This is a genomic window from Corynebacterium sp. KPL2830, assembly GCF_040225635.1.
In the GTDB taxonomy this organism is placed as follows: Bacteria; Actinomycetota; Actinomycetes; order Mycobacteriales; family Mycobacteriaceae; genus Corynebacterium.
Genome location: NZ_JBEHFR010000003.1, coordinates 61,373 through 86,176, shown reverse-complemented (window position 1 = coordinate 86,176; position 24,804 = coordinate 61,373). Strand labels below are relative to the sequence as shown.

General features: G+C 60.3%; 23 protein-coding genes. 9 read left to right on the top strand and 14 right to left on the bottom strand.

What is annotated here, in order from left to right; genetic code table 11:
* Nucleotides 1-7 precede the first annotated feature (7 nt).
* On the top strand, nt 8-625 hold the full coding sequence (locus tag ABRP87_RS02015; protein ID WP_349862743.1) for a hypothetical protein: 618 nt from the start codon (nt 8-10) through the stop codon (nt 623-625).
* Nucleotides 626-635: 10 nt separating this feature from the next.
* On the top strand, nt 636-1,634 hold the full coding sequence (locus ABRP87_RS02010) for a GTP pyrophosphokinase (protein ID WP_349867413.1): 999 nt from the start codon (nt 636-638) through the stop codon (nt 1,632-1,634).
* Here the strand turns inward: ABRP87_RS02010 and ABRP87_RS02005 are convergent.
* Genes ABRP87_RS02005 through ilvA form a run of 4 tightly spaced genes read right to left on the bottom strand, consistent with a single transcriptional unit; the run spans nt 1,631 to nt 4,168 of the window.
* Complete coding sequence (locus tag ABRP87_RS02005) at nt 1,631-2,020, bottom strand: RNA-binding S4 domain-containing protein (protein WP_005283779.1); 390 nt, start codon at nt 2,018-2,020, stop codon at nt 1,631-1,633. The two genes, ABRP87_RS02010 and ABRP87_RS02005, sit on opposite strands and share 4 nt — an antisense overlap.
* Entirely contained in the window at nt 2,020-2,259 is a 240-nt protein-coding gene (locus tag ABRP87_RS02000) for a hypothetical protein (RefSeq protein WP_349867411.1), read from the bottom strand. The genes ABRP87_RS02005 and ABRP87_RS02000 overlap by 1 nt, the downstream gene beginning before the upstream one ends.
* Entirely contained in the window at nt 2,256-2,900 is a 645-nt protein-coding gene (locus ABRP87_RS01995) for a YigZ family protein (protein WP_349867410.1), read from the bottom strand. Before ABRP87_RS01995 ends, ABRP87_RS02000 begins: the two co-directional genes overlap by 4 nt.
* Complete coding sequence (gene ilvA, locus ABRP87_RS01990) at nt 2,900-4,168, bottom strand: threonine ammonia-lyase IlvA (protein ID WP_023023009.1); 1,269 nt, start codon at nt 4,166-4,168, stop codon at nt 2,900-2,902. The genes ABRP87_RS01995 and ilvA overlap by 1 nt, the downstream gene beginning before the upstream one ends.
* Nucleotides 4,169-4,288: 120 nt before the next feature.
* On the opposite strand from ilvA, the gene ABRP87_RS01985 reads away from it, so the two are divergent.
* The gene (locus ABRP87_RS01985; RefSeq protein WP_349867408.1) at nt 4,289-6,157 is read left to right on the top strand and encodes a choice-of-anchor I family protein; all 1,869 of its coding nucleotides are present in this window, start codon (nt 4,289-4,291) and stop codon (nt 6,155-6,157) included.
* A gap of 277 nt (nt 6,158-6,434) precedes the next feature.
* On the opposite strand, the gene dnaE is transcribed toward ABRP87_RS01985, so the two are convergent.
* Nucleotides 6,435-10,007 (bottom strand): DNA polymerase III subunit alpha, encoded by a 3,573-nt coding sequence (gene dnaE / locus ABRP87_RS01980; RefSeq protein WP_284784508.1) that lies wholly within the window; start codon nt 10,005-10,007, stop codon nt 6,435-6,437.
* Between the two features lie 45 nt (nt 10,008-10,052).
* Between dnaE and rarD the strand changes: the two genes are divergently transcribed.
* On the top strand, nt 10,053-10,928 hold the full coding sequence (gene rarD / locus ABRP87_RS01975; protein WP_349867406.1) for an EamA family transporter RarD: 876 nt from the start codon (nt 10,053-10,055) through the stop codon (nt 10,926-10,928).
* A gap of 306 nt (nt 10,929-11,234) precedes the next feature.
* On the opposite strand, the gene ABRP87_RS01970 is transcribed toward rarD, so the two are convergent.
* The 4 genes from ABRP87_RS01970 to lspA form a co-directional block, all read right to left on the bottom strand.
* The gene (locus ABRP87_RS01970) at nt 11,235-12,257 is read right to left on the bottom strand and encodes an HNH endonuclease signature motif containing protein (RefSeq protein WP_349867404.1); all 1,023 of its coding nucleotides are present in this window, start codon (nt 12,255-12,257) and stop codon (nt 11,235-11,237) included.
* 61 nt (nt 12,258-12,318) lie between these two features.
* Entirely contained in the window at nt 12,319-12,858 is a 540-nt protein-coding gene (locus ABRP87_RS01965) for a hypothetical protein (RefSeq protein ID WP_349867402.1), read from the bottom strand.
* A complete protein-coding gene (locus ABRP87_RS01960; protein WP_349862730.1) occupies nt 12,855-13,781 on the bottom strand; it encodes an RluA family pseudouridine synthase in 927 nt (308 codons plus the stop codon). The genes ABRP87_RS01965 and ABRP87_RS01960 overlap by 4 nt, the downstream gene beginning before the upstream one ends.
* Nucleotides 13,774-14,274: a signal peptidase II gene (gene lspA, locus ABRP87_RS01955; protein ID WP_023023023.1), complete on the bottom strand. Its 501-nt coding sequence runs from the start codon at nt 14,272-14,274 to the stop codon at nt 13,774-13,776. The genes ABRP87_RS01960 and lspA overlap by 8 nt, the downstream gene beginning before the upstream one ends.
* A gap of 32 nt (nt 14,275-14,306) precedes the next feature.
* Between lspA and ABRP87_RS01950 the strand changes: the two genes are divergently transcribed.
* Nucleotides 14,307-15,251, top strand: coding sequence for a hypothetical protein (locus ABRP87_RS01950; protein ID WP_349867401.1), 945 nt, complete (start codon nt 14,307-14,309; stop codon nt 15,249-15,251).
* A gap of 6 nt (nt 15,252-15,257) precedes the next feature.
* On the opposite strand, the gene ABRP87_RS01945 is transcribed toward ABRP87_RS01950, so the two are convergent.
* A complete protein-coding gene (locus tag ABRP87_RS01945; RefSeq protein WP_349862724.1) occupies nt 15,258-15,893 on the bottom strand; it encodes a WKL family lipoprotein in 636 nt (211 codons plus the stop codon).
* Nucleotides 15,894-16,000: 107 nt separating this feature from the next.
* Between ABRP87_RS01945 and ABRP87_RS01940 the strand changes: the two genes are divergently transcribed.
* On the top strand, nt 16,001-16,915 hold the full coding sequence (locus ABRP87_RS01940; RefSeq protein WP_349867400.1) for an asparaginase: 915 nt from the start codon (nt 16,001-16,003) through the stop codon (nt 16,913-16,915).
* On the opposite strand, the gene ABRP87_RS01935 is transcribed toward ABRP87_RS01940, so the two are convergent.
* Nucleotides 16,912-18,297 carry a DNA polymerase IV gene (locus ABRP87_RS01935; RefSeq protein WP_349867399.1) on the bottom strand — a complete coding sequence of 462 codons (1,386 nt, stop codon included), beginning with the start codon at nt 18,295-18,297 and terminating at the stop codon, nt 16,912-16,914. The genes ABRP87_RS01940 and ABRP87_RS01935 overlap by 4 nt on opposite strands.
* Before the next feature lie 79 nt (nt 18,298-18,376).
* Between ABRP87_RS01935 and ABRP87_RS01930 the strand changes: the two genes are divergently transcribed.
* Together ABRP87_RS01930 and ABRP87_RS01925 are read left to right on the top strand one after the other, a co-directional pair.
* The gene (locus ABRP87_RS01930; protein ID WP_349867398.1) at nt 18,377-19,021 is read left to right on the top strand and encodes a GntR family transcriptional regulator; all 645 of its coding nucleotides are present in this window, start codon (nt 18,377-18,379) and stop codon (nt 19,019-19,021) included.
* A complete protein-coding gene (locus ABRP87_RS01925; protein WP_349867396.1) occupies nt 19,018-20,250 on the top strand; it encodes an MFS transporter in 1,233 nt (410 codons plus the stop codon). The genes ABRP87_RS01930 and ABRP87_RS01925 overlap by 4 nt, the downstream gene beginning before the upstream one ends.
* A gap of 139 nt (nt 20,251-20,389) precedes the next feature.
* Here ABRP87_RS01925 and ABRP87_RS01920 read toward each other — a convergent pair whose 3' ends face one another.
* The 3 genes from ABRP87_RS01920 to ABRP87_RS01910 form a co-directional block, all read right to left on the bottom strand.
* Nucleotides 20,390-21,754 carry a hypothetical protein gene (locus tag ABRP87_RS01920; protein WP_349867394.1) on the bottom strand — a complete coding sequence of 455 codons (1,365 nt, stop codon included), beginning with the start codon at nt 21,752-21,754 and terminating at the stop codon, nt 20,390-20,392.
* A gap of 699 nt (nt 21,755-22,453) precedes the next feature.
* Nucleotides 22,454-22,630: a hypothetical protein gene (locus tag ABRP87_RS01915; RefSeq protein ID WP_349867392.1), complete on the bottom strand. Its 177-nt coding sequence runs from the start codon at nt 22,628-22,630 to the stop codon at nt 22,454-22,456.
* A gap of 498 nt (nt 22,631-23,128) precedes the next feature.
* A complete protein-coding gene (locus tag ABRP87_RS01910; RefSeq protein ID WP_349867390.1) occupies nt 23,129-23,344 on the bottom strand; it encodes a hypothetical protein in 216 nt (71 codons plus the stop codon).
* A gap of 450 nt (nt 23,345-23,794) precedes the next feature.
* Here ABRP87_RS01910 and ABRP87_RS01905 point away from each other — a divergent pair, with 450 nt between their 5' ends.
* On the top strand, nt 23,795-24,799 hold the full coding sequence (locus ABRP87_RS01905) for an alcohol dehydrogenase catalytic domain-containing protein (RefSeq protein ID WP_349867388.1): 1,005 nt from the start codon (nt 23,795-23,797) through the stop codon (nt 24,797-24,799).
* Nucleotides 24,800-24,804: the final 5 nt, after the last annotated feature.

Below are 24,804 nucleotides of genomic sequence, written 5' to 3'. Positions count from 1 at the left end.
AATCGCCATGACCCTTACGCTCGACGCACCCCGCCCCACCACCACTAATTTACTGCCGGCGCTTTTCGCGCGGTCGTGGATTAAACACCAGCGGCTTTCCGATGACGGCTTTTGCGACTCCCTTGCTACCATCCAGCTTTCACCCAACCTGTCGATGGCGCTGGTCTTTCCCGGGCAGCGCACTTTTCGCAGGCTCAGCCACCGCGGCCTCGCGGACTTGGATGTCTCAACCCGCCAAGCGTGGAATTGTGCCTCACTGAATCTGCAGCGCGCCGCGCTCGATTCGCAGGGCCTGCGCTTTTGGACGCGCCCGGCCCGCTGCGCCCTGCCTGCCGCAGCGCCCTATGGCGGCCTACAAGTTCGCTCCCACGGCGCCCCGATTTCTTCGTGGTTGGCCCACCCAGAAACCTTCACCGTGTTGGATAAACACATGCGCCGCCTCATGCGTTCGCATTCTTTAACTTACCTGGTGCCGGATTCCGCGACGGTTTTTGTCTTCGCTCACCTGCCCGATGAGTATGCCCGCGACCTCGCCCGCACCGCCGTCGAACAACTTCCCCGCCATCGCACCGTTTTACATTCGCGCCCGCTAGTATGGTCTAACGGATTTCCCCGCGAATTATGAGAGGAGCACCATGGCGGAAAGCAGGATGTCGCGGCTGAGCAATCAGTACCATGCCTGGACCCGCAGCCACCCCACGGCGGCGGAGGATTTTCGCACCGCCATCGAGGACCTGCTCAATGACGCCGGCATCATCTTTGACCGGGTATCGACCCGCGTTAAAACGTGGTCCTCACTCAAGCGCAAGGCCAAGAAGCGGGGCGAGGGCGGTGATTTCATCTACCCCACCCCGTGGGACGATATCCACGATGTCATGGGCGTGCGCGTCACCTTGTACCACTCCACCATCATTCCCAATGCACTAGACGTGCTCGGCGAGTCCTTTAAGGTCGTGCGCTCTGTAGATAAGGCGGCCGAGACCCGCATTTCCGGCGGTTTTGGTTACGGTTCCCACCACCTGGTGCTCACAGTGACGGACGAGAGCGCGGCGGCCATGGAAGAGCTCGCCGATTTCGTGGGCTGGACCTTTGAGGTGCAAATCCGCACCGTGCTGCAGCACGCGTGGGCGGAATTCGAGCACGATATCCGCTATAAGCAGGGACCTACGCCGCCCTCGCCTGAGGTGGACCGCCTGTTTACGCTGGCCGCCGGCCTGATCGAGCTAGCAGATCAGCAATTCGATGAAATCGCCGCGCTCAAGGCCCCGCGCACGGAGGCAGATACGGACGTGGAGCTCACTCCGGAAACCTTACCTGGCGTCCTGGCCATCATTTTGGGCAACCGCTTCCCACTTTCGCGCTCGGAGCACTACCGCTTCCTCGCGGAAATCTTGGAGGCAAACGATATCCGGTCCTTGGACCAGCTCGAGCAGCTGCTTGACGATGACGCCATTGCCCACGTCCACGACACCATGCGCTACCGCTTTCGGCCCGGCCAAGTGCGCCTTATCGATGATCTGCTGCTCAATAAGTTTGGCAAGCAGCACATCGAGGCCACCGCTGAATCCGGCGACCGCGCCGGCCGCCGGCGCCGCCTGAATGCGCGCCTTAAGGCGTTGCGCGCTAACTCTTAGCGGAACCCGCCGCGGAATTTTTCCATATCGCGGCGCTCCTTCTTCGTCGGCCGGCCCGCGCCGCGGGGCCGCACCGGCACGGACGGCATGAACTCCTTGGGCGGTGGCGGAGGCGCGTGATCGGTATAGCAGGTGCGCGCCACCGGCGCGCCCACGCGCTTGGCGACGGTAGCCAGCACCTCCAAATCGTGCTCATGGTGGTTGCGCCACACGCGCACCCTATCGCCTGGCACGACTTGTTGCGCCGGTTTGACCGCTTCACCGTTGATTTTCACGTGCCCGGCGCGCACCGCAGTGGCCGCGGCGGAGCGGGTTTTGAACATGCGCACCGCCCATACCCAAGCATCAATGCGGACGGGGCGGCCGCTTGGCTGCGGGGTAGGCATTAATAATTATTATGGTTCTCGTTGACGATTTTGCGGATCTTCAACCAGTTATATCCGCCGCCTACCACGGCGATGATCAGGACCAAAACCATCCAAGCGGCCAAATTAGCAGAAAGCACACCTAAAACAACTCCTGCGCCGAGGCCACCGGCAACGGAAATAACGGCGTTGCGGGAGTGCTTGCGCACCTGCTGCTTGCGCTGCGCAATGGGGTTATTCGGTCGCTGCTGCATAGTCATGACCCAGATCCTACCTCAACCCAGGCAGAACCTGCTTCGCGCGCGCTGATTTCGCCTTGGGAAAGCGCGGCGAGCATCGCCTGGAGCTCATCGAGCCCGCCCGGGCGCACGGCGACCGTAAAAGTCACGGCTGCGCCGTATTCGGTGTCGGTGATATCGATGCCGCGCCCGCGCAAATCCGCTTCGAGGCGCCCGGCCGTGGTGTGCGGGCATTCCACCGTATAAAGCTCCCGGCGTGCCCGGGTGGCCGCCTCGACCTTCTCCATGGCCTCGCTAACCGCCCCGCCGTAGGCATGCACGAGGCCGCCGGCGCCCAGCTTAATACCGCCGAAGTAGCGCACGACCACCGCACAAATATCAAGCATTCCAGAGCCCTTTACCACATCCAGCATGGGCTTTCCGGCCGTCCCGGAAGGCTCGCCATCATCGGAGGAACGCTCCACGGGGTTCGCATCGTCGACGTGGTAGACATAGGCGGAGCAATGGTGGCGGGCATCGGGAAAGCGCTGGCGGGCGGCATCGATAAACGCCCGTGCTTCTTCCTCATTCGTCACCCGGCCGATCAAGGTGATAAACCGCGAGCGTTTGATCTCAATTTCGTGCTCCACCTGACCGGTGGGGCGCCGATACGAATCGCGCATTAGGCCACCAAGAAATCGTACTCGGGGGTATTTGGCTGCAGGTGCTGCACCGAAATCTTGGACTCGGCCATCCGCTCCTTCAGCCCTGCCAGGTCTTCGGCGCGGCTGAGCTGAATGCCCACCAGCGCGGCACCGGTTTCGCGGTTATTGCGCTTGAGGTACTCGAAGAGCGTGATGTCATCGCTGGGGCCCAGGATTTCAGACAGGAAGTGGCGCAGCTGGCCCGGTTCCTGCGGGAAATTGACCAAGAAGTAGTGCTTCAGGCCGCGGTGCACCAGCGAGCGCTCCATGATTTCGGCGTAGCGCAACACGTCATTATTGCCCCCAGAAATCACGCAGACCACCGTCGAACCCGGCTCTAGCGGCACCCGCTGCAGCCCGGCCACGGACAGCGCACCGGCGGGCTCGGCGATAATACCCTCATTTTGGTACAGGTTGAGCAGGTCCGTGCACACCGCCCCCTCAGAGACCGTGTCCCAGTGCAGGCGCGATTGGTTGGCCTCCAAAATCTCATACGGCAGCGAGCCCAGGCGCTTGACCGCCGCGCCGTCGACAAACGGATCCACGCTCTCTAGCGCCACCGGCCCGCCATTGCGGAAGGCTGCTCTTAGCGATGCCGCCCCTTCCGGCTCCACACCCACCACCTTCGCGTGCGGTGCCATATCCGCCATATAGGAGGTGATGCCAGAAATCAGCCCGCCGCCGCCGACGGGAACGACGATGGTATCGACCGAGGCGCCCTTTGCCGAAAGCTGTGCCAAGACCTCCGCGGCGACGGTGCCCTGGCCGATGATGGTATCGCGAGCATCGAAGGGCTCGATGAAGGTGGCGTGGCGCTCGGAGGCATCGGCATGCGCGGCGGCCGCGGCCTCGTCAAAGTTGGCACCCACTACTACGAGTTCCACTTGGTCTCCGCCGTGCACGTGGATGCGGTCGCGCTTTTGCATGGGCGTGGGCTCCGGGACGAAAATCTTGCCCGGAATCCCCATGGTGCGGCACGCATAGGCCACGCCTTGTGCATGGTTGCCTGCCGATGCCGTCACGATGCCCCGCTCCCGCTCCTCCTGCGACAAGCTGGAGATGCTATTGAGCGCGCCGCGTATCTTATACGAGCGCACGTCCTGGAGATCCTCGCGCTTTAAATAGACCTCACAGCCCGTTTCCGCAGAAAGCCGGGGGCAATACTGCAGCGGCGTCGGCGCGATTTCGGAGCTGATGCGTGCCTGTGCCTGCTGGATATCGGATGCGTGGATGGTCGATTCAGTCATGATTGCAGAGTCTACCCGCCCTACCTAGTGCTCGACCGATTCACCTAGATTTCATTCCGGTTTAGCGTCACTGTTACGTGGTTTGGAGACAATGGAGTGCTCCACAAGAAAGGACTCTCTATGTTTAAGCGCACCTCCATCGGCGTGGCTGCCTGCCTTGCGCTCAGCTGCGCCCCGGCCGCCAACGCGCATATCGTCGATAATGTTTTAGAACGCTCCGCCGACGATGCTGCGGTAAAACTAAGCCCCATCGGCTTCTATGAGGCTGGGGTGATGGGCAAATCAGCAGCGGAAATCGTGGCCTACCACGCCGACTCCCAGCGCATTCTCACGGTGAATGCGCAATCGGGCAAGGTGGATATCCTGGATGCCTCCGATCCCGCCAACCCCACCAAGGTTGCTGAGGTTTCCGCCGGCGGCGATAAGGAAATCAACTCCGTGGCCGTGCGCCCCGATGGCCTCGCCATCGCCGCCGTGCAGCAGGCAGACAAGACCGAAAACGGTGAAGCCTTGATTTTCGATGCCTCCTCCGGCAACGAGCTCGGCCGCGTACCGCTCGGCGCGCTGCCAGATAACGTGCACATCACCAAAAACGGTGCCTATGCATTGACCGCGAATGAGGGCGAGCCCTCCGATGAGCTCACTGCTGACGGCACCGAATACGCAAAAGATCCAGAAGGCACCGTATCCGTCATCTCCCTGCCAGACGGCGTCCAGGCCCCCTCCGCTGCGGATGTTCGCACCGCCGATTTCCGCGCCTTCGACGCCCCAGATGCAGAACTCGACCCGTCCATTCGCGTCTTCGGCCCAGAAAACCACCACAATAAGCCATCGCTCGACTTCGAGCCGGAGTATATTTCTTCCGCCGATGGCAAGGCCTATGTCACCTTGCAAGAAAATAACGCCATCGGCGTGGTCGATATCGCCTCCGCCACCGTAGAAAAGGTGCTGCCCGCCCATATCGCGGATCACTCCGTTGTCCCCATCGATCCCTCCAATAAGGACGGCGAGGCAAAGCTGCGCACGATCCCTGTGCATGGGCTATCCATGCCGGATTCGATCGGTGCCTTTCAGACCAACGGCCAGACCTACTTCGCCACCGCCAATGAGGGCGATGCCCGCGATTGGGGCGGCTACACCGATGAGGTCAAACTGAAAGAGCTCGTTGAAGAAGGCCAGGTCTGTGATTCCGTCGATCTGCCAGAAGGCATCGAGGACAAGAAATACGCCGGCAACCTCAAGTTGAGCAATGCCTCTGGGTGGAATGAGGAAAAGGGCTGCTTCGATGGCCTGTATTCCTTCGGGTCCCGTTCCTTTAGCATTTACGATGCCGAGGGCAACGTCGTCTTCGATTCCGGTTCCGACTTTGAGGAAATCACCAAGGACATCGAAGGCCTCAACTTCAATGCCGATAATGAAGACCCCGACTTCGACGATCGCTCCAATAATAAAGGCCCCGAACCGGAAGCCCTGACGATTGGAACAGTTGGCGATCGCACCTATGCCTTCATCGGAATGGAGCGCGTGGGCGGCATCTTCGTCTACGACGTCACCGACCCGGCTCATGCCGAGTTCGTCACCTATACCAACAACCGCGATTTCGCCGTGGACTACGACGAGGACAATGTTGCCGCCACCAGCTTGGCCGGCGACTTGGGCCCAGAGGGGTTGGCGTTCGTTGGCAAGGAAGACTCGCCTACTGACGATGCCCTCCTTATCGCCGGCAACGAGGTGTCCGGGACCACTACGATCTTTTCTGTCGCCGATCTTGTCGGTGGCTCCCAGGATGAAGACGGCGAGGCTCCTGACGATGCCCTCGGGGCATGGCTGCCTGATGACGGCTCCAGCAGCATCGCGAAGGGCGTTGGAATCATCGCTGGCATCATTGCACTCGGCGCCATGTTGAGTGGTGTTCTGCACTTCATGCCGCAGGTAGCCGATCAGTTCTATAAGATGCTTCCAGAACCGGTCCGCCAGCTACTTCCGTAGATTTCGGTATTAAAGCGGTGGCGATTGGGGCGAGCAATCAGCTCTTCAGCCACCGCCTACTTGCTCCGCTTGTACTGCATTGCCAGCGGTAATCGCGCGGGAGCTTGTGCGATTTCACAAATCCGAGTCGTGGACGGCACGCCAACTTCTGAGACAGACGCGATTATTCCTCTGCACGCGAGCGGTCTTCACAATTGGCCCACCGTTACCGCAGGTGCAGCGAAATTGCTTTCTCTGAGCGGCGGTAACAGTGTCCATAGAAGGTGCAGGAGAGTTTCTATCCCAAAATACCTGCACCCATCGTGGCCTTCAGGTCTCCCATGAGGTTGCCCGATCGTTCCACGCGGAGGTGCTCACCGAGGACCATGGTGGTGGATTGGTCGCCCTCGACAAGCTCAAGATAGACATCGGACTCACCGTGGTTTTTAACCAAGACCTGCTTGAGTCGGGCGATATTTTCCATCGTGCACTGGTCCGTGCGCATGGTCAGGCGCAGCGGCAGGCTCGCGCCACCGCCTGGGCCCAGCTCGGGAACGCGAATATCGGAACAAAACAGCGACCGGCGCTCATCGCGCACCTTGACGTTTACGCGTGCCAAGATGATGTTGTCTTCCACAATATGCGGCGCCGCCAGCGAATAGACCTTATTGAACACCAAGATCTCTACCTGCGCGCCGTTGTGGTCTTCTACCGTGACAATCGCCCACGGGGAACCATCGCGCTTAGAAAAGCGGCGGTCCACACCGGAGATGATGCCGCCGATGATGAGTTCTTGGCCATTGTGTACCTCATCGTTGAGGATCTTGGTCAACGGCGTATTGGTCTGCGCAGCTAAGGCCTCTTCGAAACCATCGAGTGGGTGGCCAGAAACGTAGAGACCCAGCATCTCTCGCTCGAGTGCCAACTCGTGCTTGCGATCCCACGAATCGTCCGGAACATCAATGGCAAAGGCACCTTCAGAGGAGGCATCATCGCCGCCGCCGAACCCGGCGAAGAGGTCGAATTGCCCCTTATCCGCCGCCTTTTTGGTGGTCTGCACGGCATCGACGGCGTCCTCGTGAATAAGCATCAGCCCCTTGCGCGGCTGCTGGAAATCATCAAAGGCACCGGCTTTAATCAGCGCCTCGGTCACGCGCTTGGAACACGCTGCCAAATCGATCTTGTCGAGGTAATCGCTAAAGGAGGTAAACGCCCCCTTTGCCTTGCGCGAGGCAATAATGGATTCAACCACTTCAGAGCCCACGTTGCGGATAGCACCCATGCCGAAGCGAATATCCTCGCCCACAGCCTGGAAGTCCTCCTCGGACTCATTGACCGAAGGCGGCAAGACGTTAATGCCCAAGTGGCGGCAGTCCGACAGGTAAATGGCAGACTTATCCTTCTTATCGCCCACAGAGGTCAATAGCGCCGCCATGTATTCCGGCGCGTAGTAGGCCTTGAGGTAGGCCGTCCAGAACGAAACCAACCCGTAGCCCGCAGCGTGGGACTTGTTAAACGCGTACGACGCGAAGGGCTCGATGGTCCCCCACAGGGCATCCATGGCGGATTTGGAGTAGCCATTTTCTTGCATGCCGCCCCAGAATTTATCGTATTGCTGGGCCAGGACCTCGGGCTTTTTCTTACCCATCGCCTTACGGAAGCCGTCCGCCTCGCCGGCGGTGTAGTTCGCAACCTTCTGCGAGATACGCATGATCTGCTCCTGGTAGACGATAAGACCATACGTCTCATCCAGGATTTCCTTTAGCGGCTCCTCGAGCTCAGGGTGGATCGGGGTAATTTCCTTGCGCCCGTTCTTGCGGTCGGCATAATCCCAGTGGGCGTTAACGCCCATCGGGCCGGGGCGGTACAGGGCCAAGGAGGCCACGATGTCTTTGAAGCCGGTAGGCTTCATGCGCTTGAGCAGCTCCTGCATGCCGCCGGAGTCCAGCTGGAACACGCCCAAGGTATCCCCGCGCGAGAGCAGGTCATAGACCTTGGAGACCTTGGGGTCATCGGCATGCAGCTGCTCGAGCTGCACTTCTTCGCCGCGGTTGCGCTTGATGTTTTCGATGGCATCGCCAATAACGGTAAGGTTTCGCAGGCCCAGAAAGTCCATCTTCAGCAGGCCAATGGCCTCGCAGGCGGGGTAATCCCAGCCGGTGATATACGCGCCATCGGCAGGCCGCTTCCACATCGGGATGTGATCCATCAACCGCACGGAGGCCATAATCACAGCACAGGCGTGCACACCAGCCTGGCGAACAACACCCTCCAAGCCGCGCGCGGTGTCATAAATCTTTTTCACATCCGGGTCGGTTTCCACCATCTGGCGGACCTCGGCGGCCTCGGAATAGCGCTCGTGGTCGGGGTCGGTAATGCCCCGCAGCGGAATGTCTTTCGCCATAATCGCCGGGGGCAGCGCGCCGTTGATGCGGTCGGCCATCTGGAAGCCGGGCTGGCCAAAGTGCACCTTGGCGGAGTCCTTGATGGCCTGCTTGGTTTTCACCGTGCCGAAGGTAATGACCTGGGCAACCTTGTCCTCGCCCCAGCGCTCGGCGGCATAGGTAATCATCTCGCCGCGGCGGCGATCGTCGAAGTCGATATCGATATCGGGCGCGGATGGGCGCTCGGGGTTCAAAAAGCGCTCGAAGAGCAGGTCGTGTTCTAGCGGATCAATATTGGTAATGGTCAGTGCATAGGCCACGAGCGCGCCCGCCGCAGAACCACGGCCGGGCCCCACGCGGATGCCTACAGAACGCGCATACTTAATAAGCTCCGCCACGATGAGAAAGTAGGACGGGTAGCCCTTCATCTCAATCACGGAAATCTCGTACTTGGCGCGCTCGATATACTCCTCCGGCACATCGCGCCCGGGGAACCGCCGCTGCAGCCCCTCCATCACCTCGTGGGTCAGCCAGGAGGTGGGGGTGTGGCCCTCGGGGACATCGGCAATGGGCATGCGGTCGTGGGTGTGTTCCTCCCAGACCTCGCTGTAGTCTTGCACGCGCTCGGCAATCCACAGGGTGTTATCGCAGCCATCCGGAATCAGGTCATCCCAGGTATCGCGCATCTGCGCGGCGGACTTGATGTAGTAGCCGGTACCGCCGAACTTGAAGCGGTCCGGGTCCATGAACGTCTTACCGGTCTGCACGCACAGCATGGCCTCGTGCGCCGGCGCCTGGGATTCCAGCACGTAGTGACAGTCATTGGTCACCAGCGGCGGCAGGTCCAGCTTGCGGCCGATTTCGAGCAGCCCATCGCGCGTGCGCTTTTCGATGTCCAGCCCATGGTCCATCAACTCCAAAAAGAAGTTGTCCTTGCCATAGATGTCTTGCCACATGGCCGCAGCTTCGAGGGCCTCGTTGAATTGGCCGAGGCGCAGGCGGGTCTGCACATCGCCGGATGGGCAGCCGGTGGTGGCGATGATGCCATCGGCATGCTCGGCGATGAGCTCTGCATCCATGCGCGGCCACTTGCCCAGCTGGCCTTCGTAGGAGGCCAGCGAGGACAAGGTGAACAGGTTGCGCAGCCCGGTCGCGTTTTCCGCGATCATCGTCTGGTGCAAGTACGCGCCCGAGGCGGAGACATCGTCGCGCTTTTGGTCCGGGGTGCCCCACAGCACGCGCTTTTTATTAAAGCGCGATTCCGGGGCCATGTAGGCCTCGATGCCGATGATGGGTTTGACCCCGGCACTGGTCATGCGCTTATAAAAGGCGTCGGATCCATACATATTGCCGTGGTCTGTCATGCCCACGGCGGGCATATTTTGCTTGACCACCTCATCAGCCAACATATCGACCTTGGCCATGCCGTCCAGCATGGAGAACTCGGTATGGTTATGCAGGTGGACGAAGGAGGAGTTTTTGGCCATGCGGTCATCTTAGCGGGGCGGTCAAGATGTCGATATTATGCGGTGATGATCTACACGCTTGCCGCATACATCATGTGGGGATTTTTCCCCGCGTTCTTCCCGCTCCTGCTGCCGGCCACGCCGCTAGAAATCCTCGCCCACCGCGTGTTGTGGACCGCAGTTATCGTCACGGCCTTTTTAATATTCAGCGGCGGCTGGCGCGAATTGGTCCGCATGGACAAGCGCACGTGGGGCTGGCTTGCCGCCGGAGGCGTATTTATCACGGTCAACTGGGGCACTTATGTGCTGGCGATTAATACCGATCACGTGGCCGATGCCGCTTTAGGCTATTTCATCAACCCCCTGGTATCGGTGGCGCTCGGCATGATCTTCTTAAAGGAGCAGCTGCGACCGTGGCAGGCGACCGCCGTCGCCGTTGCCGCAGTCGCCGTGCTGTATCTGACCTTCTTTACCGGCCAAGCGCCGTATATCTCGCTGCTGTTGGCGGCATCGTTTGGCATCTACGGGCTCATCAAGAAGCAGGTGCGGGTATCGGCGGCGGTCTCGGTCGCTGCGGAGTCTTTGGTGGTCTCCCCCGTCGCCATCGCCTATATCGTGTGGATCGAGCAGGCGGGCCACGGCACGTTCGCCGCGGAAGGCACGCCACACATGCTGCTGTTAATCAGCGCCGGCCTAATCACCGCGCTGCCACTATTGTGCTTTGCCCAAGGCGCGCGGACGCTGCGCTTGTCGACGATCGGCATGCTCCAATACCTCACCCCCATCATGCAGATGCTGTGGGCGCTCTTTGTCACCCAAGAGCACTTCTCCACGCACCGGTGGATTGGCTTCGGCATCATCGGCGTGGCCGTCAGCATCTACATTGCGGATCTCATTCGCGTTCGCCAAAGCGCGCCGCGCAAGAGTGCGCGGCGCAAGTAAGCGGCCGACAGGAGTCCCCGGCACGGTGAGTAGGGTGTTAGAGCGCTGCACGCAAGAGTGCGCGGCACGGGTAAGCGGCACGCAAGAGTGCGCGGCACGGGAGAAGGGTGCTGCGCAGGAGTGCGCGGCGCAGGAAAACAGCGCACAGGAGTTCGCGGCGAGGGGGAATGCGAAATGGTTGCGCGCGCAGGAAAACGGTACCCAGGAATGTCCGGCGTGGAAAGGGGTGCGCAAGAGTGCGCAGCGCGGGACAACGGCGCGTAAAAGTCGAGGCCGACGGGCGGGCCTTGTGCCCAAAGCCGTGGGTTAACTGGGGCCAGTATCAACAAGGTCCGGCGGTGGCGGCTGCCAGGGTTTAATCCACCGCACGCCGCCGTGCACGCGCTCGAACCGGCCATTGCGGGGGCGGGCCGCGCGGTCGTCGTCATTGCGTCCGTTGTGGTGCGGGCACGCTACGGTGAGGTTCTTGGCATTGGTCCAGCCGCCGCCGGCCCAACTATAGATGTGGTGCACCTGGCACTCATCGGCTGGGCGGTGGCACCCGCGCGCCGGACAGACGGGGTTTTCAGCGGCGGCCATCATAAATTGCTTCCACGTTGCCCCGCGCCGCATGCGGTACAGGTTCACCGGCCCCTCCACGGGGTGGATAAGGGTGATAAAGCCTTCCTCCGCCATCGCGCGCTGGGCCAGCTCGGCGCCGCTTATCTGCGCGCCGTTGGTCATGGTGACCGTCACGTCTTTATCGCCCTGCGCAACGGCGCTTAGCTTATCCAGCGGGATTACCACATTGGTGCGCACGGTGGAGGTGGAGGCGCCGGAATGGAAGAGGGCGGCGACATCGGCAAGCGTGCCGGCTTGGTTATGCAGCTCCGCGACGAGGCTGGAGCTGCCCGTAATCGTCAGCGTCCACGGTTTGCCGGCGGCGCGGCGGCGCAGCCGCACCCCGGGTTTGGGTTCGCGCGGCGGGCGCAGCGCGCGCACCTTCTTGCGGGCGAGCTTGTCCATCGCCTGGGTATCGGCCGATACCTGGGCAAGCTCCGCGCGCAGGGCCCAGGCCCGGGCTTGGGTGGGCGCGCGGCGGGCGTGCTTTTCGATGACCTCCAGCGTCGGCAGCGAATGCCCATTGCGCCGCGCCCCCTCGACCGCTCGGCGCTGGCGGCGCGTAAAGCTGGTCGGCCCGAAATAGATCTGGGAGAGGTGGGCTATCGACGCGGCGGCGGCATCCGGCATGCCGGCGGCCGTCAGCTCGGAGGCGGGCATATCGGCGGCCTCGGCGAGGATATCCATCGCCGAGTTTAAAGCCGCAATATATGCCCGAATGTGTTCCATGCCCCCGATGCTAAGCCGCCACCCCCTCACCCCGCGCGGCGAAGCGTTCAGGATGGCAAATTTAGCTGGGTGGGCGCACGGCGAAGCTGCCCCAGGCGGCATCGGCAGGCGCGGGCTCGACGGCGGCGACGGCGGGGAGGGAGGCGACATCGGCAAGCTGGGTGCCCGTGCCCCACACCACGGCGGCGCTCACCGCGCTGGGCCGCTGGCCGTAGGAGGCGCCAATGCGATCGAAGGTGCGGTTAATCACCGCGGCGCGATCCTCGCCGGCGACGGGCTCCGGTACCGCGATGGGCGCGGTCGAACCCATAAGGATGGCGTCCATGCGCGGAATATCAGTCAGGGCGGCGGCCACGGCGACAGGGGGCAGCTCGGTATCGAAGGTGACCAGCGCATACGTGGCGGCATCCGGTTCGATGTCCATGGAATTGACGCGCTCGATATACTCCGCGCGGGATTCCCCGTCCGGGCCCAGCTGATCGCCTTGCACCCGCGTGGATGCCTGCGTGCCCAGCGTGCCAAAAAGCACCAGGGCCACCACAATCGCCACCAGCACCAGCGCCAAGGCCGCTAGGCGGCGCCGCCGATAAAACTTCTTCATCCCTGCAGGCGCTCCAGGGCCTGTTGCAGGTCATCGGGATACGGCGCGCGGGCCTCGAACCACTTTCCGGTGCCGGGGTGGGTAAAGCCCAGCTGCACCGCATGCAGCCACTGGCGCTCAAGCCCTAGGCGGGCAGAAAGCTGCGGGTTCGAACCGTACATGGGATCGCCAACGCAGGGATGCCCGGTGGCGGACATGTGGACGCGGATTTGGTGGGTGCGGCCGGTTTCCAGGTGCACCTCGATGAGGCTGGCCTCGCGAAAAGCCTCGATGAGGCGGTAATGGGTGACCGCGGCCTTGCCATCGTCAAGCACGGCGAATTTCCAGCCCGACTTCGGGTGCCTGCCGATGGGCGCATCGATGGTGCCTTCAATCGGATCGGGCAGGCCCTGGACCACCGCGTGATAAGTCTTCTTCACGGTCCGGTACTTAAACGCATGTTTGAGTGCGGAATAGGCGCGCCCGGAGGAGGCCACGACCATAACCCCGGAGGTGCCCACGTCCAGGCGGTGGACGATGCCCTGGCGCTCGGTGGGGCCCAGCGAGGCCACGTTATACCCCGCCGCGCGCAGCCCGCCGATGACCGTCGGACCATCCCAGCCCACGCTCGGGTGTGCGGCGACGCCCACGGGTTTGTGCACGCAGATGATATCGGCGTCGCTATATAAAACGTCCATGCCTTCTACCAACTCCTCGCGCGGCAGCAGGGGTTTTTCCGGCTCCGGGAGCAGCACCGAGACCACCTGGCCGGAAGCAAGGCGCTCGGATTTACCCAGTTCCTGCGAATCTACGGTGACCCCGCCTTCGGCGCAGAGCTGGGCAGTGGCCGAGCGCGAGAGGCCAAGGAGCTTGGCCAGCGCGGCATCGGCACGCATGCCCTCCAAGCCTTCTGGAATGGGAAAACTGCGCAATTGCCTATTCATTTTCCGCCCTCCGTTCCGCGAGCAGCATGGCGCCGATAAAGATGACAACACCGCAGGTAATGGCCGCATCTGCGATATTAAAGACTGCGAACGAGCCGACCGAGATATAGTCCACGACGTGCCCGAACCAGAAGCCCGGGTCGCGGAAGATGCGGTCTGCAAAATTGCCCAATGCCCCACCGGCAATGAGCGCCAGCCCCAGCGCCTGGCCCGTATTGTGGATGCGCGGGGCGGCGATGGCCACGCCTAGGACGAACGCCAATTGAATGGTGGTAAACAGCCAGGTCGATCCCTCGCCGCCGATGGAAAACGCCGCGCCCGGGTTAAAGAGCAGGGTAAACCTGAACCAGTCCCCGATGACATAGTGCGGCACACCCTCCGTCAGGACGGTCAGCATGAGTTGTTTTACGGCTTGATCCACAACCGCCACGGCGATGACCACCGCGGCGATAAGACCTGTCTGACTCCTTCGTTTTTGGCTCACCCACATCATTCTAATCAGGAGCGTCCGGTATTTTGGTAAGCGTGTTTCGAGTCAAAGTTTTTACAGCCCTTTCCGCCGTCGCCGTAGCGCTAAGCGCCTGTTCTTATGAGACCCCCGGCCCAGCCGTGGAACAGCCCGTCGGCCTGACTATCGATGCCCCGCGCCTGACCGTCGAAGATGCCGGAACCGGTGAGAAGAAATTGCTGGAATATCACGACATCGACTCCTCGCAGGAGGTAACCTACCGCGCCACGGAGGGATTTTCGCAGGACTTGCTGAATAAATCCGCCGCCGCCGATTTCCAGGCCGCCGATGTGGATAAGGAGACCACTACCTTGCCGCTTTCGGCTTCCGTGGATAAAGCCACCGAGGACGTCGAGGATCAATTGCCGGCCTCGCGCAACGCGTTTGCCACCGCAGGCGATCCGGAATACTCCGGCGATACCGATATCTCTTCTGCGTCCGGGTTCCAATTTGGCTGGCGCGGCCAAGACAATGGCCAGATGAATTCCCTGCGCTTGGCCGCCCCGCAGGACGCGAGCGATGAGGCGCGCGGCACCGTCGAGCAGGCAATCATGAAGCTGACCGCGCTGCCCATCGTCTTCCCAGAGGAAGAAGTGGGCACCGGGGCGACGTGGACGGTGGATTCGCGCGTGACCGGAGAATCCACGCTCTTGCAGACGACCCGCTATACGGTCAAGTCCATCGATGGTGACCGCGTCACGCTATCCGTCGAGGTGGAACAGCGCCCCACCCTGGGCGCATTATCCTTCGAAGGTCAGGCCGAGGGCACGGAGTTAGAGGATAAGGAACTCGACGTGCTGGATTCTTCCACCAATTCCTCGGGAAGCGTCACGGTAGATCTGTCGAAACCGCTCCCCGTGGGCGGTGACGTGTCATTCGATACGAAGGTAACCTACGGCACCGCCAATTCAGACCTGCGCGTCGTGCAATCAAGCCTGACGGAGCTGGCGTTTTCCGAGTAACAGGACTTACTCGGCGGGGGCCTCTACGGGGGCCTCGGCAGGCGCCTGCTCTGCGCCGGCCGCGGGGGCATCGCCTTGGGCGGGGGCAGCGTCGCCTCCATCTCCTGGCAGCGCGCCCGCACCGGTATCGGCGCACATCTCCGGCACCTGCTCAGGCGGCACCGTGTTTTGAATCAGCGTGCAGGCCCAGGTCTTCGACAGCTTCCAGGTGCCATCCTGATAAATAAATTCCACCTGGTCCGCGGTCTGCTCCTGGCCATCGGCGGTGGTGAAATTCACCGTGGTCAGCACGGACTGCGGGTCATAGCCGGGCAAAACCGGATCCACGACCGCGAACTCCGCACCGGATTCTTCCTTGGAGTGCGCCATGGTGTCAAAGATCTCTGGGGCGGATTCTCCGCCTTCCACGGTGGCGGTCTTCTCTTCTTGCGATGCCTCCGGATCCGTGGCCTTTGCCAGGATGGCGTTCAAATCGGCGGCGGTTGGCAGTGCGGGGGCCGCGGAGTCGCCGTCGGCGGACGCGGATTCGCTGGATTCGCTGTTCTTGGTGATGTCTTCTTGCTCGTCATCAGAAGAGCAGGCGGACAGGGCGGCCGCCGCGCTCAATGCGAGGCACGCGGCACCAAATTTGCGGAATTTCACTTCTCACTCCTCACGTCTGGGAAATAAACTCCCACCAGTTTACATTTGCCCCACCTTTTCTGGTCCGCGCCTGCCGCTTCGGCGCGTCTGCTTTTATCCTGGAATGCATGACTCACCTCGCTCTCATCGCCACAGGCGGCACGATTGCCTGCACCACGGTGCAAGATGGTTCCCTGGTTCCCACCGTCACCGGCGCGCAGCTCGCGGCCGATATCGACGCCGAAGTGGTGGAATTTCGCCAGCTCGATTCCTCTTCTATGACGCTCGCTGACCTCGACGAGCTCATCGCGGTGGTCAACGAGCAGACCGCCCGCGCAGACATTGACGGCGTCATCATCACCCATGGCACCGATTCGATGGAGGAGACGGCGATGGCGCTAGAGATTTTTTGCGCCGGCGATACGCCCATCGTGCTCACCGGCGCGCAGCGCTCCTACGATCACCCGCACCCGGACGGCCCGCGCAATCTCCGCGACGCGCGCGAGCTCGCCCTCAGCGGGCAGGCCGGCGTCTTCATCCGCTTTGGCGGCATGACCATCCCGGCGCGCGGGGCCCGCAAGCAGCACACCTTCGACCTGCGCGCTTTTGAGTCGCTGCGGATACCGGATGCCACACCGCGGCTTCAGGCGCAGCCCTTGGCACCGCACCCGGTAGAAATCATCCCTGCCTACCCCGGCGCGGGGCGCGCGCTTGTCGATGCCGCCCGCACTTCCGCCGCCGGCCTCGTCATTGAGGCCATGGGCGCGGGCAATATGAGTGGGGATATGGGCCGCGCGGTTGCCGATGCCCTCCGCGACGGCCTCCCCGTCGTCATTTCCACTCGCACCCCGTACGGCGCGACCCCGTTGTCCTATGGTGGCGATGGCGGAGGGGCGAGCCTGCATAGCCTGGGCGCGATCAACGCGGGAGCCTTCAGGCCCAGCCAGGCGCGTATTCTTTTGGCCGCAGCGCTGGCCACAGGTACGAATCCTGCCGAGGTATTCCGACAAAACCCTGATCCCAAGTCCTACCGCGCAACCTAATCTTGGTTGCCCAGCCAGTCCTGCCAGTCTAAAGAATCGAGCGGGTCGGCCGGCACCAACTCTGGGTCGCTAGCGGCGAAGGATTTAGTGCGGCCAGGCCCGGTCGAACGGGTTTCAAAACGCACGCTGACCACCCCGTGCCCGGTGCCCTGGATCCACCCGTGGCCAAAATCCGGGTGGTAGACGTCTTGGGTGGCGTGCCACTGATCCTCCACATCGTCTTCGACCACCACGGTGGTCGGCGCCGGTGGCGGGGAGTCATCGCTCACACCCGTTTCATAGTCGCTATCCGGCAGCACGGGCCGCACGATTTCGCGGTCGAGCTCCGGAAACAGTACGTCTTGGCGCGCGGCTTCCAGCCCAGAATAACTCACCCCCACCAAGCGGATGGGGCCCAGCTCATCCGGGTAGCGGGCCAGCTTGAAAGCGGCGGCGGTCAATACCTCCAGGTCATCGGTGGCATAGGCCAGGGTGGTCGAGCGCGATTCGATATGAAAATCCGCCATCCGCAGCTTTACCGTCACGGTGCGCGCCCCGCGGCCATCTTTAAGCAGGCGGCGGTGCGCGCCCTCTGCCGCGCGGGTAATCGCCGCATCCACATCCGGTACCGTCAGCAAGTCCTTGGGATAGGTATGCTCCGTGGAGATCTGCTTGGAAATCGCGCGCGGGGCTACTTCCCTATCGTCGATGCCTTGCGCCAGCTGCCACAGCTGCAATCCGACGACGCTGCCGATGGAGATTTCCACCTCCTTTTGGGTCATGGCGGCCAGCGCGCCGATGGTCTCCACCCCGATGCCCTTGAGCTTGGCCTCCGTAACCGGCCCGACGCCCCACAGCTTCCCCACCGCGAGCGGATGGAGCATCTCCAGCTGCTTTTCCGCTGGGATGACATAGGTGCCATCGGGTTTGGCTTCACCGGAGCCGATCTTGGCAAATTGCTTGCCGGATCCCGCGCCGATGGAACACGGCAGGCCCGTTTCCTCGCGGATGAGCGCGCGCAGGCCGTCCGCCCATTGTTGCACCTCGTCAGCTGTCGCACCCACCAACGCCTCTGGCTCCATAAAGGCCTCATCGATGGATAGCTGCTCGATGACCTCGACGTGCTGAGAAATGATCTCAAATACCCGGCGCGAGGCCGCCGAATACACCGCCCGGCGCGGGCTGACCACCACCGCGCGCAGGCCCACCAATTGCTGGGCGCGATACATCGGCATCGCCGAGTGCGCGCCGTACTCGCGCGCCTCATAGGACGCGCCGGCGACGACCCCGCGGCCGCCAACCCCACCGACGAGCACCGGCCGGCCTTGCAAAGTCGGTCGGGTCAGTTGCTCGACGGAGGCGAAAAACGCATCCATATCGATGTGTAAGACCCAACGTTGCATGCCCTCCAGTCTAAGCCACGCCAACCCCGGAATTGGGAATAGGTTGACGTTTAAACTAACTTGTATGCAAGATGTATGCATGAGCGATACAAGCATGCAGCCTGCCGCGGAGCGGGTTTATGAATTAGTCAAAGAAAGGATCATCGACGGCACCATCGATTCCTCGCAGATGCTGTCAGAGGCCGCACTCGCGGCCGAGGTAGGAGTCAGCCGCACCCCGGCCCACGAGGCTTTCCTGCGCCTAGAGCTCGAGGGCTTTTTGCAGCTTTACCCCAAGCGCGGCGCGCTGGTAGTACCGATTAGTCCCCAAGAAATCCGCGAGGTCTATGAGGCACGCCTGCTTGTCGATGCCCACAGTGCCGAAAAGATCTGCGAGCTAGGCGAGGCAGAACGTGGGGGCATCGCCAAGCGCCTGCAAGAAAACATTGCGGCCCAAGACGCCGCCCTGGATGCCGAGGATCTCCGCGAATACACGCGCCTAGATGCCCAATTCCACCAAATCATCATGGATAGCGCCGGCAATAGCCTGCTGGCCAATGTTGGCTACCAGCTGCGCGAGCGCCAGCAGCGCTTTACCGCCACCGCCATCGGGCGCAATGTGGCGCGGGCCCGCGCGTTCGTCGATCAGCACCGCACGCTTGCCGATGCCCTCCGCACCGCCAACCTGCCCGCCTACCTTTCCGCACTCCGCCCGCACCTGAAAAATTCGAAGGATCAACTATGAGTCAAGACCCCGCCAATCGCGACTGGTTACCCGTTGCAGGCAGCATGGTGGCCGTTGCCTGGGGTGGCAATGAATTTACTCCCCTGCTCGTGATGTACCGCGAGCAATCCCACTTCTCGCAGGTCACCGTCAATGGCCTCCTAGCGGCTTACGTCATCGGCATCGTGCCCGCGCTGCTCATCTCTGGACCGCTCTCGGACTATATCGGCCGCCGCCCCACGATGCTGCCCGCCGCACCGCTCTCCCTGGCTGGGTCCTTTCTGCTATCCATCGCGCCCGAAGAACCCCTCATCATCGCCGCCGGCCGCGTGCTGTGCGGCCTGGCGCTGGGCATCGTCATGGCGGTCGGCTCCACCTGGATCTCCGAGCTCATCACCCGCTCCGGCGGTGACCCCGCCGCGGGCCCCCGGAAGGCATCGATGTGCCTTACCGTGGGCTTCCTCATCGGCGCCGCCCTGGCCTCGGTGCTGGCGCAATGGGGACCGTGGCCCACCCACCTGGCCTATGTCTTGCACATCCTGCTGACCGTTATTACCGCGGTCTGGCTATTGAAAACCCCCGAAACCCGACCACCCCGCGGCGCGACCGTCAAAGACACGTTCCTGGATTTAAGCATCCGCGATATGCTGCACATGCTGCACATTCCTTCTGCCGCGCACCGCCGTTTTTCCCGCATCGTCCTTCCCGTAGCCCCCTGGGTATTCGGCTGCGCGGGTGCGGCCTATGCCCTCTTGCCGCAGCTGCTCTCCGATTCCGCCGGCGATGCCCCCATCGCCTTTTCCGGCCTCATGACCGTCATTACGCTGGGCTGCGGCGTTGGCATCCAAATGTTTGGCAAAGTCATTGATACCCACCGCTCCGCCCGCGCCTCCGCCGTTGCCATGGCCGTCATTACCGCCGGCACCATCTTCGGCGCCATCGCCGCGCGCACGCTTTCCCTCCCGCTCGGTATCACCAGCGCCGCCGTCATGGGAGCTGGCTACGGCCTAGCACTTGTCGCCGGCCTTTCCGAGGTCCAGCGCATCGCCGGAAAAGATGACCTCGCCGGCCTTACCGCCGTGTTCTATTCCGTGTCCTATACCGGCTTCTTCATTCCCATGGCCTTCAGCGCCCTAGCCCCCTACATTGGCTTCACGGCGCTATTCCTCATCGGCTCCCTACTCGCCATGTGCTGCCTCATCAACGTGATGCACGGCTGGCGCGCCCACCTGCCCGGCCCAGTGCGCTAGGCCAAGTCCCCCAAAATTTGGCCAGACAACACAGAAACCGGAGCACCTCCTCATGGAGGGCTCCGGTTCAGTCACTGCCGGTAGCCTAGTCCGCGCATCAAGCCCGCACTAATCCGCACATCCGCAAATTCAATCGAGATTAGAACTTGAACAGTGAAAAGAAGTTACGCAGTGGTTGCAAGAGGCGAGCGAGGCCTGAGTTCTTGTTGAAGAACTTGGCAACACCTTCAACCAAAGCACCCAAACCAGGAATTACTTCAAAGACCTTGCCAAACTTAGAGCTGCCTTCACCAGCACCAGGGGTACCTTCAGCACCCGGAACCGATGGCTGTGCCGGCTTTGTGGAACCGTTGCCTCCCTCTTTGCCCTTGCCATTACCGTTACCAGGGGTCTGGTCGGGTTGCGACTCGCTGCCCTTATCAGCAGCCTTCACGATGAGCTCCACGCTGTTGCTTTCACCGGTTTTCGGATCCGTGACATGAGGGATCGGAGAAACGGATACCTTGTCACCTGCCATTAACTTGACGTCTGCAGGTACATCGATATCAAACGGGACAAACTCACCTTCAGGAACTTGGCCCTTCTGTGCAGACTTTTTCTCCAGCTTCACGACGGTTGTCTGAATCCTTCCGCCGGGGAAATAAGCCTCAATTTCCACCTCTTGGCCTGGGTACAAACGAACCTTACCGGTAACCTTTTTATCTCCTGCCTTGATGTCATTTACTTCCGCGGAAACAGCGAACGGGAATTCGCCTTCAGAGTCCCCAGAATCTGGGCCCTCCTCCTCGGCCACATCCGCAGGTTTTACAACTACTGGCATGGCTTTGCTCTTACTATCGTCCGGAGCCAAGGAATCATATAGCGAACTAAAGAGTAGTGTTTCACCTGCCTTTAGGTTAATCCCTTCAGGAACGTCGAATTTAAAGGTGACAGTTTTACCATTAGAGGCTCCACCCTCCTCAGCAGAGTTTTCCTTAAGATGTAGGTCCGTAGTTAATGCCCTGAAGTTTGGGAAAGTAACTTGAACTGTCTTCTTTTGACCTGGGAGCAAAATCACCGAGCCAGTGATTTCCCTGTCCCCTGCTTTGACATCATTCACCATTAGAGGAGCCTCTGACTGCTGTCCGCCTTCAGCAGGACCCTTGCCATCATCGTCGGAAGAAATGCCATTGATCCGCGCTTCCCTGACAACCTCAGAATGTGACAAACGCTTCAACTCTTCTTCAGTATAAAGAGGCGTGTTGTCTTTCCCCAAGAGTTCCCTAGCTGTCTGCGTCATTTCGTCAACACTTAGCTCAGTGATCTGACCCACACTCAACTTGCAGTTACGCTGCAGATGCTCCGCAACGTTGGCATTGATGCCAGCATCAAAATCGACGCCGGCTCGGAAGTTCTGTGCACAGTTAAGATGCTCACCAGTAGCCAAAGCAACTGGGGTAACTGCGGTAGCCACGAGAGATGCAGAGATAGCTGCAGAAGCGAGAACACGCTTATTGAGTTTCATACGAACCTTCCAAGGGGAACTACAAGCTACGGGTTCTATTTACAAAGTCGCGCTTTCAATAATTCGAAGGCACAAGCGAACCCCGTAGTCAGTCGGATTGCACGACTTTTATCGTGCTATTTACGTTTTTAAACGCAGGATTAGTAAACCATATTGGTTTTCTATCCAATAGTACCTCCGCCAAAGAGTGTGCGAGATCACTTAATAGCTGCACCTGTAGTGCAGCGAAACGATTACCAGTAGCGAGCCCCGCTCAATAGGGAGGCGGTCACGGGATACATGAGGTAGCACGAGACTGAAGCAAAACAACCAAAGCCCACTCCTCTACCCCTCTTAACCAAGAGGAACCGGAGTACCTCCGAAAGGAGGGCTGCGGTTTCCGTCTCTACACCGAAAAGCAATGGAAATTTCTGCCGCACAATTCCGTACTACCGGGCGCGAGTAGAACTTGATGTTGAGCGGTGCCAAAAAGTCACGGAGTGGCTGCAGCAAGTGAGCAACATCATGATTCTGGTTCATTCAGTGGGCAGCACCTACAACCAGAGCAACCAAGCCACCAAGGCCATCAATTACGCCAAAAACCCTGCCAGATTTAGAGCCGCTTTCTACGCCATCAGAAGCACCATGGTTGCTCGTAACCGACGGCTTTGTCAGTTTGTCGCCAGTGCCGTTGCCCGGAGTGTCTCCTGGCTTCGGTTCCTAGGTCGGCTTACCCGCAGACTCGGACTGCTCAACCTCAGACGACTCATCCGAAGGCTCATTACCCTCAGTTTCGGTCAGCTGTCTTGGGGACTCAGGCTGCGGCGACACCTCAGGCGCATTAGAGTCCTTGGCATTGTCAGGATTTTGTTCTTGGGCCCAACCGGTGGCCTTCACAACAACGACTTTGCCGTTTCCTTTCCCAGTCTTGAAGACTGAAAAGTTTGGCACTGCGATGACGAATAGCTCATCACTGGTCTTTAGTTAACGCCTTCTGAAACGCCAATCTGAAATGGGATGTCCTGCGTCTCATCACCTTGCAACGGTCCTACAATAGTCTTCACTGGGTCCTTACCTAGAAATTTGCAGCGCTTTCAACTTTCTGGCCTGGATTTAGGCCTACTTTGCCGGTGATCTTCTTGTCACCAGCCGTGATGCCGTTCACATCACCCGAAACCTCCGCAGGAGACCCTTGCGGCTGCAATAAGGCCCCCATTATCCTGCAGCACGATGCCTACCTGCTTATCTGGCGTGTCCAGATCCGCCAAGAATTGGAGAAGGAGGCGCGAGATTGGTTTTTCGATACCTTCAAATTCCAACTCAGAGAAAGTCGGGTTACACTCGTCATAATTTGGCCCTTAAGCTACTTCCTTCAGCTCTTTGAGGGCTCAACTTTTAGATCTCACCTGGGGGCATGCCGCAGTGCTTTTGTAGGTATTCAACTACTGCAAATCCGCCCGCATTCCTGAGTTCGGATCGATCAACAGTGCCTGTTTCACAGTTTTGAAAGGTAGCTCCGCCGTCAGCAGCTCCAGCGACTAGAGCGACGGCCGGAGCAATGAGAGATTCAGACAGAGCTGCAGAAGCGACAATACGCTTATTGAGTTTCATACAAACCTTTAAAGCGTTAGTGAGGACTTCAGGTTATAAGCGCAGTAATGCGTCTTCACTATCAGTGCCAATAGAGAGAAAGAACAATCCACAGAAAGCGATAGAGCACGATACTTATCGTGCTCTTAGCGTTTTCAACCTGCAAATCAGGTCACACATAAATCATTTGAATGATAAAACCCTTTACAGTGTATGTTCCTCGCACTTTTTGGGCATTACGCATGATGAGACTTCGCTCGCCTGGCTCACTATGAGGAAGTGAGGCTTAGCCAGTCATTTTATGATGCAGTTATCACTATCTTAAACGTTTTATTTGTCCTAAATCTTCAAGTTCAAGTGATACGCTTAACAGCGTAGATAGCACGCCTCGAAACTAAGTTCTTTCTCCTACAACTGGATAATTCCAGGTACCGGCGTACCCCGATCTGCGCCGGAGAGGAGCCATACCCCATGACCGATACCATGCGCGCCGTTGTTACCACTGGTCACGGCGATATTGAAATCCAAGACGTCCCTGTTCCCCACGCAAAAGCCAACGAGGTAATCATCGAACCGGTGGGCACCGGTATCTGTGGCACTGACCTGCACTTAGTAAGAGGTGACTATGTCATCGGCAACTACCCACTCATTCTTGGGCACGAAATGGCGGGCTACATCACGGAGGTCGGCGCAGAGGTCACCAATTTTTCCGTCGGTGACTACGTTGGCGCTAACCCCAACGTGACGTGTGGCGAGTGCACTTGGTGCAAGCAAAACGCAACGAATCTGTGCGAGCACATCTCACCCGCCGGCATTATGCAGGATGGTTCCTGTGCGGAATTCATCGCCATGCCGGCCAAATTCGTCTACAATCTCTGCACAGAAATTCCTCACCATGTTGCACCGCTGACCGAACCGCTATCTTGTGTTTTACACGCATTAGACCTCGCGCCTGATTGGAAAGATCAGGATATGGTCATTTTCGGCGCCGGTTCCATCGGCTTGGTGGCGCTCGTCGTCGCATTGGATGAGGGCGCAGCAAGCGTCTCTGTTGTTGAGCCCAACCCTGCCCGGCGCGCACAAGCTGTGAAACTGGGCGCCGTCCAAGCAGCGGACTCAGCTGCGGATTTGGATCGGGATTCCTATGACCTCACTTTGGATGCATCCGGCAATGCAGGTGCTATTGCTGATGCCATCCGTATCCTCGGCAAGCGCGGCCGCTTAATCCAGATGGGTGTGCCTTCTCCGGATGCCACGATAGATTTCCGCCCGCTCGACCTATTCGAAAAGGAAATCTCGCTCATCGGTGCCCAGTCCCTGGCTAATATGTACCCCGCTGCGGCCGAGCGGATGGCTCATCTTTATGACAAGCTCGATGGCCTAGTCACCGGTACTTTCCCAGTTGACCGCTACGAAGAAGCGCTCGAGGCTATGAAGAGCCCAGAGCACATCAAGATATTCATTACGGATAAATAAATATC